The organism is bacterium, assembly GCA_021108215.1.
In the GTDB taxonomy this organism is placed as follows: domain Bacteria; phylum Oederibacteriota; class JAAXVQ01; order JAAXVQ01; family JAUVAV01; genus JAIORK01.
This window is the reverse complement of record JAIORK010000036.1, coordinates 1-20,451: the sequence shown is the minus strand read 5'-3', so window position 1 is coordinate 20,451 and position 20,451 is coordinate 1. Positions and strand designations below refer to the sequence as shown.

The window sequence follows — 20,451 nt, the reverse complement described above, 5'->3', positions numbered from 1 at the left end:
TCGCTGAATCCGGGAGCCGCCAGCCTTGATTACAGTTCCACCATGATCGTCGCGGTAGCCGGGTGGTCAAGGGTGCGTTGGATTTTTAGCAAGCGATCATAGTGTTTCGCATCGATGACAGCACCTTTGAGATTGATCCGGCGGAGGATGTTCAGTTTTTTCTTTTTGGCATCCCAATCAGAGGTATAGGTTATGGTGCCCAGCGGATCAGGTGCCTGGAGGGTGAGGTTTTCCGGCAGCAGCATGATCCGGCGGGTTGATCCGGGCAGCTGGATGGCATAGTGGACCTGGAGCGTATCCTGCGTGGGATGATAAAAAGGATTCTCGCGTGTATCCGCGCGCAGTCCGAAGACGGAGGCCAGGGAGCGGGGAAGGTTGAAATAGAGTCGGTTACCGGAACGGACCGCAAAACGCTTTACATTTACAGTGAATATTCTCACACCCGGATGCGCTTGATAGTCTGTGATAAGCTTACCTTGGGCAATGGCGTTTTGGGAAAGCCCTGCCACCAGTTCCTGGAAATAGCGGTTGCGTTCCTCAGGCGGGAGTTCGGCAAACCGGCGGTGGAATGCAGCGTAATCCGGTCCGAAATAGCGTTTGGTCCAGATGATCCGGGCATCGCCATTGGGCTTGATTTTGATGGTATACAGGTCTTCGCTGCGCACGGATGTTTTCGGCAGCCCGTGGATCGTAAAAATGTTGCCCGCCATATCGAGGCCGAGGCGCTGATCAAAAAGTGTGGTGCCCAGATGGGCATACTGACTCGAATCATTGAGATAAATCGGCTGCCGGTTATGCACAAGCCTGACCAGGACATGGTCAAAAAAACCATACTCAGGGAATGCAACGAGAGGATCACGCAATGCCGGTACATGCGCACTGGCGGCAGCTAAGATGAAGCCGGGTTTTCGTTCTATCGCTTTGAGCATGGCATAGATGACCACGGCCTGGTCTGCATTGTTGCCGTAGCCTTCTGCCAGGGTTTGGTCAGCCGGGGTGATCGCAGTGAGCGGCAGTTGGGAAAGGGACGGTCCTGCCGGACGGATCTGCTTGGCGACAAAGTCGCGGATGGCAATGATTTTTTCTTCATTTGTTTTAAGGTTTTTGGTTAATGCCATGGCTTTGGCAGCGGTTGCCGGCTGCCGGTCAGATGCTTTGTTTAAGGCTGCCTGGACCTGGCGGGTAAATGTTTTCCAATCACCGGTGGAGATTAAAATATTGGGATTGAAACTCCAAAGCGGCGGCAGGCTGTCCTCGAGTTTGAGCGGGGTCTGATGCCGTGCCTGCCAGGTATGAGTGACAGTGCCTGAACCCTGTTTTTGATAGGCGATGTTTTTGCCGCTCAGATCTTTGATTTGCAGCGGTACCGAGGCAGGTGCCTGGATGATCAAGGTTTCCTTGTCAATGGGATCAAAACCGGAGAAGGTTTTTTGTAAAGAGAAAAAAGGGCGGCCGCGCTGGACACTCTCGATTTCATACTCGATTTCACTGCCGATTTCAACACCGGGCAGACTGACCACCATGGTTTTGGCAGCCGGGTAGCGCGGTGCGGCACCGGCCCAGGCAGCATCCATTGTATTGATTTCATCTGCCACCACCCGGTGGCGTTTTCCCCGGCGGTCTTTGACCACGGCTTTTTTGAGTGTCAATTCGGTCCAGACCGGGTTGTAGGCTAATTTTAATTCAGCATGGGCTTTTTTTCCGGCATACGTCAAAATCTTTTTTTTGATACGGATGCGTGTGCGCCAGGAACCCGCATTTAAAAATTTAATTTCCGTAGTTTTTTCCAGAATACGGACATCCGGTTGAGAATCCTGCGGCGTTTTGGCAAAAACCGGACGTTTTTTATATTCAAATTCAATATCCTTGAGTGACTGTTTGAGTGTTTGGTATTCTTCGGGGGTATATTCGACACCTTTGAGTTTGAAAAAACCATTCCCGGAAAGTGTGGTATTTTGCATGGCAAGATTCAGGGTAAAGGCTGTTTTGGGTGTTGTAATGGTATTGTAGACGGGGAGTGAAACAATTTTTTCGACGCTGTTCTGCAAATCAATATGGAAAGTCTCTTCCACACCGCAGGCAATTTCGGTCATCATGGCGTACTTTCGTTGCTTTAATCCGGTCTGCCCCAGAACAAAATTAATATATCCGATGCGGGCACCGAGAATGGGCGGGTCCAGCATCACAACCTCACGCCCTTTGATTAGGTAGTTGGGCGCTTCATAGGCAATATGGATGGTCAAGGGTTGGGACATGTCCTGAAGATCAGCAGGTGAAATTTTCAGATGGGTTATTTTAGCGCCTGCCACCACGTCTTTGACAACACCTTCACAATATTTTTTGCGTTCTTCGGGTTTGCGCCGGGCGAAGAATCCCCGGTAGGCACTGTCGTTGATACCCTCGAATAAAAGGGTGCTTTTCATTTTTAAGGTGCCCGGTGCTGTGACCCTGCCCTTGCTCTCGATTTTCACCAGATTTTTATCTGCCGGAATGATGGGGGAGACCAGCAGGGTCTCGCCCTGCGGATGCGCCACCAGGTAGGAGCGATTGCAAAGATAGGCAGGCAAAAGTTCTTTGGTGTTCTCATTAGTCGGGTCCATCAGGATATAGGTGCCGTCCGGGTTGCGGACGCCGACAATGGCATGATTGAAGTACGGCTGGGGGACATCGTTGTCTTTTATCGGGCCTACCATGATCAGCACCGGGTAGGCATCCAGTCCGGCGATACGCAGCAGGGAAACCAAGAGCGCAGCTTTATCGCGGCAGACGCCATACCGGTTTTCAAAAGTCAAACTGACATCGTGCGGTTCATAGCCGGGGGCTTCTTTTTCCGTGGTAATGCCCATATAACGAATTTCTTTGGACACATATTGGAAGAGGGCATGGATTTTGTCATCGCGGGTCTTGGCAGTTGAAATTAAGTCTGCGGTCTTTTTTTTCATGGCAGGTGTGACGGCATTGAGGTGCGGTTCACTCAAATTCCAGTACCAGACAGAGACTTCCTGCCAGTTTTTAATTGTGCTGATTAACAGCCGCTGGACCACGGTGTGCAGCGCGGGCATCTGGGGCTCTGCGTACATACGCGGTACATCCGTAATTTCCCAGCGATACAGCAGATGGTTTTCCGATTCCCCCGTGGTGGCGCGTACAGTTCCTGGGACCGGGTCTTTCAGCCGGATATTTTTTAGCGGAAAAGATTTGGGGCCTTTGACGTCATAGATTAAGTGCCGGATGGGCGAAGTGTATTCAAAGACCTCATAGCTGCTCCAGGTATCTTTGGCCCGGGCTTTGACAGTATCGCGAAAAGACAGCAGGTGCAAAATATCATTGATCTCCAGGCCGGGAATCGTAACCTGATAGAGTTTGTCATTGGGATTATAAATATTGCTCCCCATTTGAGAGGGGTCAATCATCACCCGGCTTTGCCTGGCCAGATCAATGGGAATAAGCGTGCCATCCGGTTTGATGATCTCGATTTTTTTATACTCAGCAGTGCCGTAGGGCAAGGTGAAGTGCAGGGACCGGGATTGCAGACCGCGTTTTCCCTTTTCTGTGAGCACTTTAATGTATTCATCATCCCAGAGCAGAGAGCTTCCATCTGTGCGGTATTCCTCGTGTATAAATTCATCGATCACCACTTCGTCGGCATTGGGAAAGGATGCCGGTGTGATGAGCGCGGCCTGTTGAATGACCTCGGCTTGATTGATCACACCGTGTGACCAATCAGTCCGGGCGAGCAGTGGTTGGCTAAGGAGGAGAAGTGTGAAGAGCAGGATGAGACTTTTCAAACGTAATAATTTCATAAAAAACTCCTTTGGATTAGTTCAGAAGAATACTGGAACCGGCAATGTGTCTTTTGACCCCTGTTTTGTTTCAAGGTGCGGTATGGTTTGGTTCGAAATGCGTAAATAGTTAATCCTGAAAAAGTCAAATTGGAACTCATTTCCCGATGAAGCCTGCTCAATCGTTTGACCAGGCGATAGCGTAATTTTGTATCTTCGCATGTTTGCGACCTGTGCGCATTGTTTCACTTCTATGCTGCAAACGGGCTTTAAATATTACGGGGATATGAAAATAACAGCCTGCAATGAGCCGCTAGCTGCTAAATAAGTCTGCCGGGCCATACCCCTACAGCATATTCGTTCAACAACACGCACAGGTCTTTTTTACTGTTTCTTCAATATTCCCGACAGTTTGTATTTTTCAGGAGCAACTAAATAGATGCAGCCCCCTCCTGCCCGAAGGGATGATGACTGTTTCCATAGCCTGGCATCTTAGCGCAGGTGCGGTTAAAAATCAACGGCTCTTGCGCGGGTGAAAATAGGTGCACCGTGTATGGGAAAAATCAGTCTCCAGAATGATTCAGTGATAGTGGATAATTTTAATGATAAGAAACATAATTGACGCAAAATTTTAAATAATGCAATAATAATCACTTGAATAAGAAGAAAAGGAGACACCATGCGCGACAAAGATTATTTTAAATCCTATATGTCGGATGCCCGGTGGCAGATTTATGCCAACGGCTGGACAACTGAAGCTCAAAATGTAAGAGAGACCCGGTTTGCGCTGGGAAACGGTTATCTGGGAAGCAGGAGTGTTTTGGAAGAGACCCCGGAAGGGGCGCATCCGGGAACTTATTTTGCCGGGGTTTTCGACCGGATGTTAGCTCAGGTGCCTGAGATGGTCAATGCGCCGAATCCCATGGATATCCGTGTCTCGGTGGATGGTGAGAAATTAGGTGTCTCTACCATGGATGTGCTTGACCACCGCCGCATTTTGGATATGCGCCGGGCGTTTTTAACACGCCGGACCATTTTTTCTTCGGCCATGAAAAAAAAGTTTTCGATTCAGTCGCTCCGTTTTTTTTCTTTGCCGGATAAACATCTGGCGGTGATGCGGATCTATTTGACACCTTTGGACGGACCGGCAGAATTCGCAGTGATCTCTGAAGTGAACAGCGCGGTGGTTAATACGGGTTTTATCACGGAAGGGGACAAACGCGCGTTTAATATTTATGAAGTTGATAAACAGGGGGATACGGATTATCTGTGCGTCAAGACACTGGAAAAAGAAATTCTTATCGCTTATGCAACGCTTACGCAGGTTGAGTACCGCAACCGGACCTATTTTGAGCCGCACCGTACGTTTGCCATTAATATGAAAAAAGGCGAGACACTGTGTTTGACCAAATATATCAGCATGTATACTTCGCAGGATACACCTGCCACCCGGGTCAAACGCAAGGCGATGGAGAGTGTTGCCAGGGCCGCTAAAAAAGGGTTTGATCCGCTGGTGCAAGACCACAGCAAGGCTTGGGCCATCCGCTGGAAAAAGGCGGATGTCGGTATCACCGGAGATCCGGATACTGAACGGGCTTTGCGGTTTAATATTTACCATTTGTTGATTGCCGGTAACAATGGCGAGGAAGATGCCGGTATTGGCGCCAAGACATTGTCCGGCGAGGGTTATCGCGGGCACAGTTTTTGGGACACGGAAATATTTACCTTGCCGTATTTTACGTTTAATTTTCCCCAGATGGCGCGTTCGTTGCTTTTATACCGGTACAATCGCCTGGAGCAGGCGCGGCGCAATGCAATTGCGCAAGGTTATGAAGGGGCCATGTTTCCCTGGGAGTCTGCGGATACCGGGGAAGAGGTGACCCCTGAGTGGCATAAAGATTTGGATGGGACGATAAAAAAAATATCCACCGGCCAGCAGGAACACCATATCACAGCGGATGTCGCCTATGGGTTATGTCAATATTATATCGTCACCAATGATGAAGCGTTTATGCTGAACCACGGGCTGGAAATGTTGATTGAAACTGCACGTTTCTGGACCAGCCGGGTATCCTGGAACGAACGCCGTCAGTGTTATGAAATCAAAAATGTTATCGGTCCTGATGAATTTCATGAAAATGTCAATAACAATGCGTATACCAACAGTCTGGCGGCATTTAATCTTTCTATGGCCGCAGGACTCTACCGGATTTTTCGGGCCAAGCAGCCCCAGGTTATAAAAAAAATGGCAGACAAGATTGGCTTGCGTACCGGAGAGACCGAGGACTGGCGGCGTATTTCGGTAAATGTTCCCTTTAAGCGCAAAGGGGACATGATCGAGGCGTTTGACGGTTATTTCCGGCGCAAGGACCTGCCCTTGCCTGAGGTGGATGATTATTTTATTCCGGTTTTGCCGGACATGCCGTCTAAAAAACTGGAGGCCACACAATATATTAAGCAGGCTGATGTGATCATGCTTTTGTACCTGTTGGAAGGCCGGTTCAGTGAAAAGGAGATTAAGGCCAATTATCATTATTATGAGCGGCGGACGCTGCATAAATCTTCGCTCTCACCCTCGACCCATGCCTTGGTGGCGGCCCGGCAAAATGATATGCTGCATGCCCGGCGTTACCTGCATGCTTCACTGATGACGGATTTAAAGGATGTATACGCCAATACCAAGGATGGTATGCATGCCGCCAGTTTGGGCGGGTCCTGGCAGGCCGTGGTTCTGGGATTTGGCGGACTGCGGATTGAAAAGGGAATCATTGTTTTAGACCCTCATCTGCCGCCGGAATGGAGCACGCTCTCTTTCTGCGTTTCTCTTTTTGGAGATTCTTTATGGATCAGCATTGCGCGGACTCAGATTAAATTGCGCTGGGAAGCCAAGCGCACGAAGGGGAAATTGAAAGTGAAGCTGGGCGGTCGGCACCACAGTCTCGTTGCAAATAAAATGACGGTGATAAGTGTGTCGTCAAAGAGAGAAGGGAAAAAAAATGGTCGTACGCAACGGAAAAAAAAGTAACAGTGCTTTGACGACGAGGAAAAAAAAGCTGAGGATTGCCCAGATTCATTGGGCGTTTTTGCCGGTTATCGGCGGGGTGGAGACCCACCTGACCATTCTTATGCCCGAGTTGATTAAAAATGGGCATAAAATCAGTCTGCTTACCGGATCGCTGCGCGACTCACCGGAAGAAGAGGATTATTTTGGTGTGCGTGTTCAGCGCTCGCCGTATATGAGCCTGGATTACCTTTTGCAGCATGATGCAGAGTTGTTGCAAAAGGAGATCGAAAAGACCCTGGCAAATTTTATCGCGCGGTTCAAACCGGATGTTGTGCACGCGCATAATTTGCATTACTTTACATTTATACATGCCCAAGTGCTTTCGCGGTTGTGCCGGGAAAAAGGCATTCCCTTAATCTTAACCGCACACAACGCCTGGAACGATATCCAGTTTCTTAAGCTTTCCCGCGATATCGCATGGGACCATATCATCGCGGTCAGTCATTTTATCAAGCGGGAGATGCTGAGCGTAGGATGTCTGGAAGAGAAAGTAACTGTTATTCATCACGGACTGGATGTCGATCTTTTTAAACCCGGCATTAATCCTGAATCCATTCTGACGCGTTTTCCGCAGATGCGGAATAAGCGGATTGTGTTTCATCCGGCCCGGCTGGGTCTGGCCAAGGGCAGCGATGTGGTGGTCAAAGCTTTTCGCCGGGTGCGGGAGAAATTTCGTGATGCGCTTCTGGTTCTGGCCGGAAGCAACAATATTGTTGACTGGGAGCAGACCCAGAAGAAGGATATCACCTATATCCTCGATCTGATCAAATACTTTGGGCTTAAGAAAAACGTTTTGATTGATAGTTTTCATTTGTCCGAGATGCCCAGTCTCTACAGCGTCAGTCAGGTGGTGGTGTATCCTTCTTCCGGACCGGAACCATTTGGTTTGACCCTGTTGGAGTCGATTGCCATGGCCAAGCCCATGATTGTGAGTAATATGGGTGGGATGCCGGAGATTATTCGTGAAGGGATTTGCGGCTATGTGGTGCCGGTGCATGATTCCGAGACCCTGGCGGCCAGGATTCAGCAGTTGCTGGGGGATGATAAACTGCGTCAACGCATGGGCTTGAACGGCCGGGCCCTGGTGTCGGACCATTTTTCAAAATCACTTATGTGTCGGAATCACGAGGGTGTTTATTATCAGGCAGTGGCAGAGAAAAAGGCTGTTGGGATATAAAAAACGGGGCGGCCGATTGGCCGCCCCGTTTAAATTTTCGGAGTTATTTTTGCCGCAACACGATTAGATAGCACTTCACATTTCCGAACATGACCATCTCAGAGCAGACATCCTGTTCTTTGGTAAGCCGGATATGTCCTTCAATAAAGATCGGCAATCCCAGTGTGGAATTGGAGACGTCTCCTTCGATCTTGGCTTTGCTCATGCCGCAAATAATATTCACCACTTCGCGGATGGCATCCGCCATATCCTCAGCGCAAAGCAGTTCGTCCGGAGATCTTTTCAGAAGTGCGCGGGCCAGGGTGTTGCAGCCGTCTTCTGTAGAGACCAGTCCTAACTGGAGCGAATAATCCCGGCTGATGATGGGAATATAGGCGCCGATGGTATTGTTCCAGGGAAGATCATTTTGGCGCGGATTGAAAGAACCCTCTTCCTGATTAAGGATGGTTTTGGATACTTCCGATAAAGCGGCTTTTAAGGCATCAAGCCAGTTTTGCAGAGCAGTGACTGTTTGCGTCATAAGAACCTCTTTGATTTATTTTTATTCAGTATAGCATAGGTTTTGGCACCGGTTCAAGCAAACCTTGGTTTTTCGCCTGTTTCCGGTTTGAAAAAGTATCAGTCGTAAGGCGGGCAAAGCTAAGTTGGAATGAAAATACGACCGGCCGGTATTTAGCTTTGCTTACCCGGCTGCCGAAACTCATAAGATGAGCCAACGGACCGAAAAAATATTCATGACCCGGCGTTCGGTTGGTGTAGAATAGTTAACTATAGTATTTTTTAGCGAGGTTGAAGTGATTTCACGGGATGAAGCGGTTTTAAAAGCTAAAGTTTTTCTTAAACAGCAACCATGGCATGCTGAGTGCGATGAGGCGACCGCGCGTGTCATTGAAAGCAATGAATACGTCAATATTTTATTCCGCTATCGTGCGGTGCGTAAACCCCAGGAAATTATGATTGGTGTGAATAAAAAAGATGGCGGAGTAGAAGTCATTCAATTGGGCTAAAAATCTACGGGCTTACCCGGCACTTGCTGTCATTGCGGGCGAAGCGAAGCCCCGACCGGATGGGGGATCGTATGGGACTTTCGTTGGTCGCAATCTCGGTTTTCCCAGCACGTCGCGTTTAAAACAGATTGCTTTGTCGTAAAAATTACTCCTCGCAATGACTTTTAAAAAGATCAAGCAGCGTACGACACGACACGCGTGTACTAAAGTGTATCGAAATGTGACGGCGGCCTTAAACGGTGCTTGTGGGAAACCCTGTTTGGCGGAGGAAAAAAATGAGGACCCTTATGATCGTCTGTGTTTTTTGTGCGCTGCTTTTCAGTTGTGCCCCCAAAACACAGGTTGTAATCAATGTGGATCAGGCGATTGGAACAGTAAATACATTTTTTCGGAACATTATGCAGCACCAGTATCAGCGTGCGTATGACACTGCAATGTCACCAGGGATTAAATTTAATCCCGCTTCAAGTCTTGAACAATTTTCAGCTGACTGGGATGCGATTTTTGATAAATACGGTCCTCTTCGGCGGGTGGTTTTTAATGCTTATCAGCCGGTCGCAGGCAGACGGGTGATACAGCTTTATTACACGGTTGAACACGAGAAAGTGGTTGATCCCATTGTTTACCATTTTGTTCTTGAACAAAATCGGCAAGGGGCCATCACTATTTTTATGATTGATATTGGCAATGAAAAACCATACCCGCCGCATGTGAAGACCCCGGCTGAAAAGCAAACCAAGGATACGCTCATCGAAATTCTTCCGGAAGCACGATAAAAATAGTTGCGGATGTTTATTGCCGGAAGACCGCAACCGCGCAGTCGATTCCGCCCCACTTCATGGCGAGTTGGTTGGCGGCGTTTTTTTGTATGAGCTGTTCACAGCCTTTGATGATGATGGGCAGTCCCGGGGTGGTAATTGCACCATGTTCCTGCAAGGTGTTTTTGCACATGTCAGCCAAAAGCACGGCGATTTTTCGGAAAGCATTTGCGGCTGCTTTTTCTGTGAGGTTTTGGTCAGGATCTGTTTTAAGAAAAGCCCTGGCCAGATTTTCATATCCGGCAGGTGTGGTCATAATTCCCACCAGGAGGGGTCCGTTGTGTGTCGCCAAGGGGACGAAAGCGCCGATGAAAGGGTCATGGCTTGGCTGGTCATTTTCTTCTGAAACCCTGCAATCACTCAATCCGAGTTTTGCCGGTACCAATTTGTAAGAGGCATTTTTTAGTGCGCTCAGCCAAGCTTGGAAATAGGGTGCCGTAAGCTGCATACTGACTCCTTGCATTGGTGGACTTTCAATAGAGGCAGTCACGGCAGGTCACGCCGATAACTTTAAAAAATAATCATGATACAGTTTGCTGCAGAAGTCGACCCGTGGCATTATTAGTGTTGATGCGTCCTGCATCCGCCGGACAAGTTTTTTTAAAAAAATAAGTATTTTGACCGATCATAGCATAGGCTGGATTACTTTATTTGGACAAGAATGTGCTAAAATAATGAAATTTAGACAGGCGAACCATTGCGGCGGGATCTACCGCAAAAGTGTGCGCTTTGAGCATAAGAGGTGAGCAGATGAATCGCGTAGAAACGCAAGCACCAGTTCAATTTAAAGCGCGTATATCGTTTAAGCATACTTGGATATTTTTTGCCGGCATGGGACTGTTTTTTGCCGGAGGAATTGTGATGATGTTCCACCATTTTTATCCCGGTTTGGCCATCGCAGGATTTTTTGGCGGGATGCTTGCCTACCTGGTGGTCCAGGTACTCGCCCTGGGCAGCGGGTATGCTGTCACTGACCAGGGTGTGACAGCCCAGCGGTTCTATAAAAGAACGGTATTTGTTTGGGAGCATGTGCGGGATGTTGCAATAGTCTCGGAAGAAGCGGCGGCACAGGCCTGTCTTGACTACCAAAATTCAGAAGCAACCGGTGTTGTCTCGCGTTTTCGGGCAGCCAACCGTCTGGGTCAATTTATTGAATTTTGTACGGTGAATATCGTTTTTTTTGAAGAAACCCAGGGAACCGAGTATCAGGTGACCCGCCGGCGGGCCAAAGCGGATGGTGATTTTGTATTATTAACCACACTTGAGAAAAAACAGTATTTGCTCAGTCCCGAAAATCCACATGCCTTTTTTACCCGGATTCAATCCCGCATTCAGTCAACTCAAGACGCCTGAAGGGAAATCTGCTGGAAATCATCGGGGAACAGATTAATGCTTTGTTAATTTTGTCGAGACTAGAGAGAGGTTTGCCATACCCAAAAAGGAGGGGGACCTGTGTCTGCGATCTTGGTGGTGGATGACGAAAAAAGTATTCAGGTATCTTTGTCCATGATTTTATCCGATGCCGGACATCGGATTGATATCGCAGCGGACGGTGTCGAGGCCCTGGAATATTTGCAGGAGACAACGTATGATCTTGTGCTTTCAGATATCCGTATGCCGCGTATGGACGGGATGGCGCTTTTAAAGACAATCCAACAACAATGGGGGTCGCAGGTGCCGGTGATCCTGATTTCAGCGTATGCCAATGAGACGACCGTTACGCAAGCTTTGGATTTGGGAGCGCGCGATTTGATTGTGAAGCCCTTTGATGTTCAGACTGTGCGTGATGCGGTGCAGTATGTTCTGGTGAAAAATGTTTTGCCGCCCATTGAAGAACTCAGTCATAAGCAAAAAACGAAGATTGAGGAGCGGCGGCAGGACCAGGAGACCCAAAAAAAATTATTGGAATTTTCTGTTTTAGATGAAATTGGCAAGACCGTCGGCGCCATGCCGGGCATTGAAAAAATCGGTTCGACCATCATCAGCATGGTACAGCAAATCCTGGGTGCGGATAACGCACTGCTGGTCATTTACCGTACAAATCGGAGTGGTTTTCTTTACCGTTGCAGCTATGTCGACGGCGAGGTAAGTCTGGATGATCCTTCGGCCACGGATGATTATGTGCTGGAATGGCTCCATAAAAACCGGCGGACATTGTATGTTCGCGAGGTGGAAAAAGACCCGGAATTCGCTGATTGCTTTTTAAGCGGTTCGTTACTGGCGGTTCCTTTTATGCGGAAGTCGCAGGTCCTCGGTGCCATCATTTTGTATAAAAAAACCGGGGATGAGTTTTTAGACGGCGGTGCGCAACAATTCCTCTCGGTCATGGCCAGCATGGCGACCGCAGCGATTGAGAACACCCATTTGTATAATGAACTCAAGGGATATTTCCAAGGGACGGTCAAAGCACTTATCGCCACACTGGAAGCCAAGGATTCATTTCTTTACAGCCATGCCGTCCGGACGGCCCGTTATGCCCGGATGATGGCCCGGTCGCTCAAACTCAATGAGATTGAGCAGCGTCGTCTGGAATATCTTGCCATGCTGCACGATATCGGAAAAATTGCCATCCCCGAAACGATTCTGCGTCAGCAGTCCAAGCGGAGTGAATGGGAAGAACGTATTTTGCGCACCCATGTTGAAGTGGGTGAGAATATTATGTGCAATATTGATTTTCTGCCGCATGGCGGCGCGGTGGTTCGGCATCATCATGAGCGCTATGACGGGCAGGGCTATCCCGATGGACTGGCCCGAGACGCGATCCCGCTGTTTGCGCGCATTATTGCCATTGCCAATGTGTTTGATATGTTAACCTCGGATTATCCGGGGGTGACCCGATTGGATCATTCTCAGGCCATGAAACACATGATACGCGAGGCGGGAAAATCCTTTGATCCTGAACTGTTGAAATTATTTTTAGAGGCTTTTCGCAAAACTCTGATTTAAGTCAGCCGGGGTTGCCATTTCTCACATTTTTTTCCGGAATAACCGGTATCTTGACTTTTGCAATTTTCTCTAACGCGATATTTAAACTCCGGCGGGGATGTGTTTTTGCAGCTCGCGAAAAGCCCGCCGCTTACAAAAGAGTTTGCTTAGTTTCGTAATAATTTACGGTATTTTCCGTAAATTTGGAGAAAGCGGGCAAAAATAGGGAAGGCCTTCGCAGAGCGGAAAAAGCGCATCCCCGCTGGAGTTTAACTCAAATATACAAAAGTTGTGTGGTATATTGTTTTTATCAGAGAGTGTAACAGAGAGGAACGACATTGTGGTGATCGGCGTGGGTATGGATATTCAGGAGATCGAAAGCGTCCACCGGGCGATTGAACGCGGCCAGGAACGTTTTCTTGAAAAAACGTTCACACCGGGCGAGCGGACTTACTGCCGGGAAAAGAAAAATGCCGCCCAGCATTTTGCCGGACGCTTTTGCGCCAAGGAAGCGTTTTTTAAAGCGCTCGGGACCGGTTGGGGACAAGGCGTTCGATGGACCGACGTGGAAGTGGTTCGGGAGGAAAACGGTCAACCGCGGTTGCGTCTTTTTGGCCGGGCTGCGGAATTAAGTGAACAAGCCGGTGTGAAAAAAAGCTGGCTCTCGCTCTCGCACAGTCGTGCCTATGCAGCGGCCACTGTGGTCCTGGAAGGCTAGACCGTGAAGCGATGGATTATCCGTGCGCGTGCCCTGGCAACCGAAGGGCGTCCGTTGGAAGATAAATTGGTGGTTATTTCAGGTAAACGGATTGAGAGTATCCTGCCATCTTCGGCCGCCAGCCGTTTTTCAGGTAAAATATTTTTAAGCAATCAGCGATACATTGTCGTGCCCGGCCTGGTGGATATCCACTGTCACGGGGGCGGGGGGGCTGATCCACGGACGCTGGGAGGGATTTTAGCTGCAGCGTATTATCATGCATCCAACGGCACCACGGCGATGCTGCTGAGTACTTCTTTTGCAGGGACAAAGGAACTGACCCGGATGGCGGAACTTATTCAGGAGGCGCGGCATTTGGCGCCGTTGCGTCTTTTGGGTCTGCATCTGGAAGGTCCCTATCTTAATCCTGAGATGCGCGGTGCCATCCCGCATGATTCTCTGCGCAGAATTAAAACCCCGGATGTTTATAAATTGGCGGAAGCGGCTCTGGGAGAGTTGAAGATGGTGACGATTGCACCGGAGCTGCCCGGTGCCGAGGGCGCGATTAAGGCATTTGTTAAATCCGGGGTGGTGGTGGCACTGGGTCATTCGGCAGCTACCGCCGAGGAGACGCGTCAAGCGGTGGGTTGGGGTGCGGGCAATGTAACGCATCTGGGCAATGCCATGCGTCCCTTTCATCAACGTGATCCCGGTTTGGTGGGTGCGGCGCTTTCAGAACAAAAATTGGTTGCCGAGGTGATTGCAGACGGTATGCACCTGGCCATGGATACCGTGGGGATGTTTTTGCGCGCCAAAGTGGGCGATATCGCCCTGGTCTCGGATTGCCGCTGGGTTGGCGGTTTACCGGACGGGGAGCATGAGCAGCTGAATATGGAAAAATTGGTTGTGGAAAACGGCATCGCATTACGCACGGACGGCACTTTGGCGGGCGGTGTTCAGCCGCTGTGGCAAGGTGTCATCAATGTTGCCAAACTTTCGGAATTCACTTTTTTTGACGGCATTCGTATGGCTTCGCGAATTCCTGCAAAATTAATCGGCAAAAAAAGTGTGGGGCGTATCAGCGTCGGCGGCCGGGTTGATTTGGTGCTGGCCGGACCGGATTATTCGATTAAACGCGTTTTTGTCGGCGGCGAGGAAATTTTTCGGGCTGTTGGCGAGGCACCGCTGCCTTTTTAGCTTTTTTAGTGGACTTTGCGCTGTTCCAAAGCATAAGCAGCTCATCGAGGGAATACTCGGAGAGCTGTTTTTTTTGTTTTTTTGAGTGATTTTCCACCTTGGAGAATCGCTGGATGAATTTCCCTACGGCCTGATGGAGGGCATCTTCCGGATTGGTGCCGGCAAAGCGTGCAAGGTTAACCAGTGCGAAAAACACATCACCCATTTCTTCGGTGATCTGCGCCGGTTTTTTTTGAATCAGCGCTTCTTCCAATTCGTTGATCTCCTCGGTGACTTTGGCCAAGGCCTGATCAATTTTTGACCAGGTGAAGCCGACCCGGGCCGCTTTGGCCTGGACACGGTGAGCTCGGATTAGGGCCGGCAAGGTATGCGGAACACCATCGAGCAAGGATTTTCCCGACCCCTTACGCTCGCGCCGTTTAATTTCCTCCCAATTTTCCAGTACCTGACCCGATGTGCGCAGTTTTTTGCTGCCGAATACATGCGGATGGCGGCGTGTCATTTTTTCCAGGCTGCCCTGGATGACATCATCAATTGTAAACTGTCCGGCTTCAGCTGCCAGTTGGGAATGAAAAATGACCTGGAACAGGAGATCGCCCAGCTCATCTTTGAGTTGAATCGGATCGCGCGAATCAATTGCTTCCAAAACCTCATGCGCTTCCTCCAGGAGAAAAGGCCTGAGGGTTTTATGGGTTTGTTTGCGGTCCCAGGGGCATCCGCCCGGGGCGCGTAATTTCTCCATAAGTTTAATCAGTTGACGAAAATTGTTCTTGCCTGGCATACAGCCTCCTTGATATGAAAATCAGGATATTATAGTACAAATCCGGAGAACGGTAAAACCCTAAAGGCAAGACGATTTATGAAAAAATCCCAAAAATAATAAATAATGAAGACCAGTGATAGGCACGATAAAAACGCAGAGGAGTACGGATAAAATCATTATGCATAGAGTTTTAGGGGAGACTTTTCCACTGGTTGCCCTAATCGGAAACATATTGAGTATTAGGACTTCCGTTGGTCGTCCCGACCGGAAAGATGATTGGAGTGTGGGACTTCCGCTGGTCGTCTGCTAAATGGGGGCTCTACAATGTCTCCTTGACTGCAATTACCTTATTTCCTGGGCAGGGTGAAAGAGATAGTGGTACCTTGTCCTGAGCGGCTTTCGACATGGAAAATTCCCCGGTTGCATTGAATGAATTTTCGGCAGATGTACATACCAAGCCCGCTGCCTTTTTCTCCTTCTGTGCCGCGCCGGGTATTACCGGGTTCCAGGAAACAGAGATGTGTGATTTCCTGTTGGGAAAGGCCGACGCCGTTATCGGAAACAAAAACTTTGACAAAGTCACCCTCCTCCAGGGCCTGGACCGTGATTTTTCCCTCGCGGGGGGTGAATTTGACGGCATTGTGCAGAAGGTTATGGATGACCGAATCGATGAGGTCCTTGTCGGCAAGCACGGTAATATGCGGTTCGATATGCTGAGAAAGTGAAATGTTTTTGGTGTTGGCCTGGTTGTGCAAAATTAAGATAGTATTTTGCACTGCGGTGGCTAAATTAAATCTAATGGGGCGGATGGCGATAAAGCCCGAATTCAACCTGGACCAATTGATCAGATTGTTCATCAGGGTTGCCATGCGTTTGGATGAAGATTGGATGGAAGCAGCCAGATCCTTGGAAGCATCAGGGGTCAATTGTTCCGGATTCATGCTTAAAATCCGGGTGTTGCCGACCAGTCCGGTAAAGATATTTCTCAAATCATGGGAAATAATGCTGAGTATCTTTGATTTTTCCCGGTTCAAATCCTCCACTTTTTTATCCAAAAAGAAAATTGCACTGAGGACCAGTATTGCCAGGATGAAAACGACTACGGTTTCGAAGATGCTTTCGGTAAGGTTGATAGGGGTGCGCGCAGCCCCGAAAAGCAAGGCCGGCAGGTCCAGAACTTCGTCAAGCCAGAGAAAAAGGATGACCAGCAAGAATCCGCAGCTGGTTAGGATGGCGATTTTGTTGGACAAAAACCATTTCATGGGTGTAGTACCTCTTTCAGGATAATTTTACTATAAATGTGAAGAATCAATCAGTCAATTTAAAATTCAATAGCTGATTTGTGTTTTAGGTGCCTGGCACTGACCTTCAGTACCAAGTGATTGGTTTCGACCATCCAACCGTTTTCACAGTAGGTTTTGTCTAGTGTGATGCCATTGGCAAAGGTGTTGTAGTAAAGAATACTTTCCAATCCTTTTTTTGGTGGATTTGTTTGACGCCCATAAAGGTAAGCCGGACGCTTTGGCGGGGTTTTTTCCGCCATAATGCAGTTAGCGAGCGCCATCCCGGCAGAGTCCGGTTTTTATGAAGTAATAATTCATTGAGATTGTAAATGACGCATATAAAGCCAACCACTTGATTATTGATGAAAACAATATGTATGTAAGTACAGCATGTATTCTGAGGCTTGGCAAAGCCGATGGATCGGGGAACGCGGCGGTGGCTTTCGCGAAAATCGGAGATGCCCTGGGGAAAAGGGGAGAATGGTTTTAAAAAAGATTGACGGACTGTATACGGAGCAGCAGTATAGAGATGCTAGGTGCTAAAATACGATTTGTTTTTGTGAGGAAACGGCAAGGGAGGCTATCTCCACAAGGGGACTGTATCAGAAAATGATCCTCGCTACCTGGCAGAACGTCACGCACTCAAAGATTGCGAAACCCCGCTGAAAAAGATTGGGAAGGCGCCGGCCAATTTCGCTCAGGCGGCCACCGGGTCAGACAGTCCCAATCCCTGATTTTTTTAGCGCTGGAATTCGGTTGCAACCAGGAAAATTAGGGATATACTTGTTTGTGTGAAGTGCATTTTTTCCAATGGAGGAAAATTATGAGTATGAAACGTTTGTTACTTTCGGCACTACTGATGATGCTCGCAATATCCTGGACAGTCAGCGCCACGGCGACAACGAAGATTCCCAAGGTGATGAATTTTCAAGGGTATCTAACGGATGCGAGCGGCACACCGATCAATGGGACCCGCAATCTGCGCTTTCGTTTGTATGATGCGGTGTCGGGCGGCAATGCGCTTAACTGGAATGAGACGCACAGCAGTGTTCCCATCACCAATGGTATTTATAATGTTATGCTGGGGAATTCGGGGAGTCCAACACCGAGGGCATTGAACGAAACGTTTCGTGAGCAGTATTACCTTGAAATTCAGGTGGATCATACCGGCAGCGGCGGCTGGGAAATCATGTCGCCGCGTCATCCCCTGGCCAATGCGTCCTATGCCCTGGCAGCGCGCAAGATCGTCTATCAGCAGGTCCTGACAGTGGCGGCAGACGGCGGAGACACGACCACAGTCTGCGGCGCAATTGATATGCTGCTGGGCCAGGGTGCGTTTACCGGCGCGGCCTACGGTGCCTTGTCGCCGGCACCCAGTGCATCCACACCCTGGGTGATTGATGTGCAAGCCGGGCAGTTTAATGAACAAGCGGGGACCTTTGGTGCCGGAGCAGGAACAATCGCACTTCCCAACTATGTCACCATTCGCGGTCAGGGATGGAATGCCACGGAATTGATTAATGTTAATTCTGTGGACATGACCGGTACGCGTCAGGGTTTGGAATCACTGATGATTATACCAAATTCCAACACCACGGCCATTACGCTGGCAGGTTCGATGTACTGTTATGTACGCGCAGTCAAGATTGAACAAATGGAAGCAACACCGGCAATTGACATGAGTGGCGCCAATTACTGCGAAGTTATTGAAAACCACCTGTTTGTTATGGGGCCGGGTTCTGCCACGGGAATTATTACAGCAGGCATGACCAACAGCCGGGTAGAGGATAACGTGATTGACCTGACATTTATGCTGGCGGCCTGGACAATGGGTTCCGCCGGGATTACGGACAATGGCACAGCCATGACCACCAGCACGATTCTTGAGAATACCATTCTTTACAATACCACGGGTATCGCCGGTCCCGGGCCGTCTTATGGCATCGGGCTTTCCGGAGCCGGGACCAACGTACAGGTCAGCGGCAATATTTTTCAACTGGGTACGATTACCAAAGATATTGTTGCAGTGGGGACCGGTAATCCTCCAACCTGGACAGCACCTGGAGCGGGTGAGCATGGGACGGACAACCAGCGCAGTGACGGCACAACAGCACCGGTATTTTAAATGAGGGAGCATGTCATGAGACATCCAACGGTTTTTGGTATTGTCATGCTTCTGGGCCTGGCACTGCCAATGGTGGTTTTGGGGCACAGCAATTATTCATCCACCAATTATATTGGTGTGGATGATGTGGTGGATTCCGGCGGTGACTCGGCCGTCTCAACCAACTACAGCAATCTTTCCGCCATTGGTCAGACAGCGGATTTGACCAGTGCATCGACGCATTATTTTAATTATGCCGGTTTTTTACATGCAGCATTTTTAAATTCAACTGTGACGCCTACATCCACACCTTCCCATTCGCCTACGCCGAGTTACACTCCCAGTTTTACAGTAACCGCGACCGAGACAGTCGCAGGCACATCCACGGATACACCCACACCTACGCCCAGTGCGACCATCACGCTGACTGCCACAGACACGCCGTTGGCCAGTACAACCGTGACTCCGACCGTGACACCCACGCCGACCGCGACCCCGACCTTGACGAACTCGGCAACAGCGACCGCCACGCCAACTGCCTCACCAACATTGACCATTAGTGCGACCAGCACTATCACGCCAACTGCCACGCCAACCTTGACAATAAGTGTGACCAGTACGATCACACCTACCGCGAGTGTGACATTGACAGTGACCCGAACCGCGACCCCGGCATTTGTTGTGACGGACAAGGTGCTTTTTTATCCCAATCCGGCGCGACGTGGACAGCATGCGCGTTTTCATGTCCGGGTGGAAGCGGCGGATATATCCGGCGGCACCTGTGAGATTGTTATTGAGGTTTACAATGCGGTGGGTGAGCAGGTGGCACGGTTATCGCAAAATGGTCCTGTGGGTGTTAATTTGATCGCATTTGATACCAGTGAATTTGCCGGTGGAATTTATTTCTATCGCGGCGTGTTCAATGGTGAAGCGGATGTGTTCCGAAAATTGGTATTGCTACAGTATTGATTGGGAAAATAAAGTGAACTGTTGAACTGAAAAAAGGGAGGATGCCAATCAAGGGTGTCCTCCCTTTTTTATCGTGTTTGCGCTAGCACGATAAAATTTCTAATACCCCCGCTCGCGTACTTCTTTCTCATTGAATCCGAAATAATGGGCGATTTCATGAATGACGGTTTTGACGATTTGGTCTTTGACCTGAGGGGTGGGCAAGGGGCCGAAAACCTGTTCGATACTTTCCTGGTAAATCTCGATACGGGTCGGCTCAAGCTGAATATTAAAAACATTGCGGTGTTTGCGCGAGATTCCGGCAAAAATACCAAAAACAATACGGTCGGGAAAGAGTTCGTGCACGCGTTCCGGGACGATGTCGCGCGGAATAATCTCAAGGCCTTCGGTCTCCAGGATTTGTTTGAACTTTTCCGGGATTTGTTCAACCGCCTCGTCGACAGCCTGTTCAAAAGTTTCAAAAGTCATGAGAGTATTGTAAAGGGTCTGGGGAAAAGAGCAAAGCAGAAAAGAAAAAACTAAATACGGTCCACGAATTGACACGGATATTCACGAATAAAGGTGAAAGGGGAATAAAAAATTGTATTGTAAGGGTATAAATAATGTCGGACCTCCAATCAGGAGGAAAGGTTAGAATGGAGTTGAAGCAATCGGGAAACGAGAGG

Annotated in this window: 17 protein-coding genes; 10 read left to right on the top strand and 7 right to left on the bottom strand. The window is 49.1% G+C overall.

The features are described 5' to 3' along the window. Positions 1–29 precede the first annotated feature (29 nt). On the bottom strand, positions 30–3,803 hold the full coding sequence (locus tag K8S19_08010) for a DUF3857 domain-containing protein (protein ID MCD4813620.1): 3,774 nt from the start codon (positions 3,801–3,803) through the stop codon (positions 30–32). A 658-nt stretch (positions 3,804–4,461) separates the two neighbouring features. On the opposite strand from K8S19_08010, the gene K8S19_08005 reads away from it, so the two are divergent. Both K8S19_08005 and K8S19_08000 read left to right on the top strand, forming a co-directional pair. Beyond that, positions 4,462–6,807, top strand: coding sequence for a glycoside hydrolase family 65 protein (locus K8S19_08005; protein ID MCD4813619.1), 2,346 nt, complete (start codon positions 4,462–4,464; stop codon positions 6,805–6,807). After that, complete coding sequence (locus K8S19_08000; GenBank protein MCD4813618.1) at positions 6,779–8,023, top strand: glycosyltransferase family 4 protein; 1,245 nt, start codon at positions 6,779–6,781, stop codon at positions 8,021–8,023. Before K8S19_08005 ends, K8S19_08000 begins: the two co-directional genes overlap by 29 nt. A 43-nt stretch (positions 8,024–8,066) precedes the next feature. Here K8S19_08000 and K8S19_07995 read toward each other — a convergent pair whose 3' ends face one another. Continuing rightward, entirely contained in the window at positions 8,067–8,543 is a 477-nt protein-coding gene (locus tag K8S19_07995; GenBank protein MCD4813617.1) for a chemotaxis protein CheX, read from the bottom strand. Between the two features lie 274 nt (positions 8,544–8,817). On the opposite strand from K8S19_07995, the gene K8S19_07990 reads away from it, so the two are divergent. Together K8S19_07990 and K8S19_07985 are read left to right on the top strand one after the other, a co-directional pair. Continuing rightward, positions 8,818–9,030 carry a hypothetical protein gene (locus K8S19_07990; protein ID MCD4813616.1) on the top strand — a complete coding sequence of 71 codons (213 nt, stop codon included), beginning with the start codon at positions 8,818–8,820 and terminating at the stop codon, positions 9,028–9,030. A gap of 275 nt (positions 9,031–9,305) precedes the next feature. Continuing rightward, positions 9,306–9,806 (top strand): hypothetical protein, encoded by a 501-nt coding sequence (locus K8S19_07985; GenBank protein ID MCD4813615.1) that lies wholly within the window; start codon positions 9,306–9,308, stop codon positions 9,804–9,806. Between the two features lie 16 nt (positions 9,807–9,822). On the opposite strand, the gene K8S19_07980 is transcribed toward K8S19_07985, so the two are convergent. Then, positions 9,823–10,296, bottom strand: a complete 474-nt coding sequence (locus tag K8S19_07980) for a hypothetical protein (protein ID MCD4813614.1) — start codon at positions 10,294–10,296, stop codon at positions 9,823–9,825. Between the two features lie 302 nt (positions 10,297–10,598). On the opposite strand from K8S19_07980, the gene K8S19_07975 reads away from it, so the two are divergent. The 4 genes from K8S19_07975 to K8S19_07960 all read left to right on the top strand — a co-directional run bounded on the left by K8S19_07975 (position 10,599) and on the right by K8S19_07960 (position 14,667). After that, positions 10,599–11,201 carry a hypothetical protein gene (locus tag K8S19_07975; GenBank protein MCD4813613.1) on the top strand — a complete coding sequence of 201 codons (603 nt, stop codon included), beginning with the start codon at positions 10,599–10,601 and terminating at the stop codon, positions 11,199–11,201. Between the two features lie 99 nt (positions 11,202–11,300). Continuing rightward, a complete protein-coding gene (locus K8S19_07970) occupies positions 11,301–12,794 on the top strand; it encodes a response regulator (GenBank protein MCD4813612.1) in 1,494 nt (497 codons plus the stop codon). Between the two features lie 319 nt (positions 12,795–13,113). Beyond that, positions 13,114–13,491 (top strand): holo-ACP synthase, encoded by a 378-nt coding sequence (acpS, locus tag K8S19_07965; protein MCD4813611.1) that lies wholly within the window; start codon positions 13,114–13,116, stop codon positions 13,489–13,491. Between the two features lie 3 nt (positions 13,492–13,494). Next, positions 13,495–14,667, top strand: a complete 1,173-nt coding sequence (locus K8S19_07960; protein ID MCD4813610.1) for an amidohydrolase family protein — start codon at positions 13,495–13,497, stop codon at positions 14,665–14,667. On the opposite strand, the gene mazG is transcribed toward K8S19_07960, so the two are convergent. The 3 genes from mazG to K8S19_07945 form a co-directional block, all read right to left on the bottom strand. Continuing rightward, positions 14,600–15,448 (bottom strand): nucleoside triphosphate pyrophosphohydrolase, encoded by an 849-nt coding sequence (gene mazG / locus K8S19_07955; GenBank protein ID MCD4813609.1) that lies wholly within the window; start codon positions 15,446–15,448, stop codon positions 14,600–14,602. The genes K8S19_07960 and mazG overlap by 68 nt on opposite strands. Before the next feature lie 329 nt (positions 15,449–15,777). Further along, positions 15,778–16,692 (bottom strand): HAMP domain-containing histidine kinase, encoded by a 915-nt coding sequence (locus tag K8S19_07950; GenBank protein ID MCD4813608.1) that lies wholly within the window; start codon positions 16,690–16,692, stop codon positions 15,778–15,780. Positions 16,693–16,751: 59 nt separating this feature from the next. Continuing rightward, positions 16,752–16,994 (bottom strand): hypothetical protein, encoded by a 243-nt coding sequence (locus tag K8S19_07945; GenBank protein MCD4813607.1) that lies wholly within the window; start codon positions 16,992–16,994, stop codon positions 16,752–16,754. Positions 16,995–17,536: 542 nt separating this feature from the next. On the opposite strand from K8S19_07945, the gene K8S19_07940 reads away from it, so the two are divergent. Beyond that, the gene (locus K8S19_07940; protein ID MCD4813606.1) at positions 17,537–18,838 is read left to right on the top strand and encodes a hypothetical protein; all 1,302 of its coding nucleotides are present in this window, start codon (positions 17,537–17,539) and stop codon (positions 18,836–18,838) included. 15 nt (positions 18,839–18,853) lie between these two features. After that, a complete protein-coding gene (locus K8S19_07935; protein ID MCD4813605.1) occupies positions 18,854–19,786 on the top strand; it encodes a hypothetical protein in 933 nt (310 codons plus the stop codon). Positions 19,787–19,885: 99 nt separating this feature from the next. Here the strand turns inward: K8S19_07935 and K8S19_07930 are convergent, their stop codons facing one another. Beyond that, on the bottom strand, positions 19,886–20,254 hold the full coding sequence (locus K8S19_07930) for a metallopeptidase family protein (protein MCD4813604.1): 369 nt from the start codon (positions 20,252–20,254) through the stop codon (positions 19,886–19,888). Positions 20,255–20,451 lie beyond the last annotated feature (197 nt).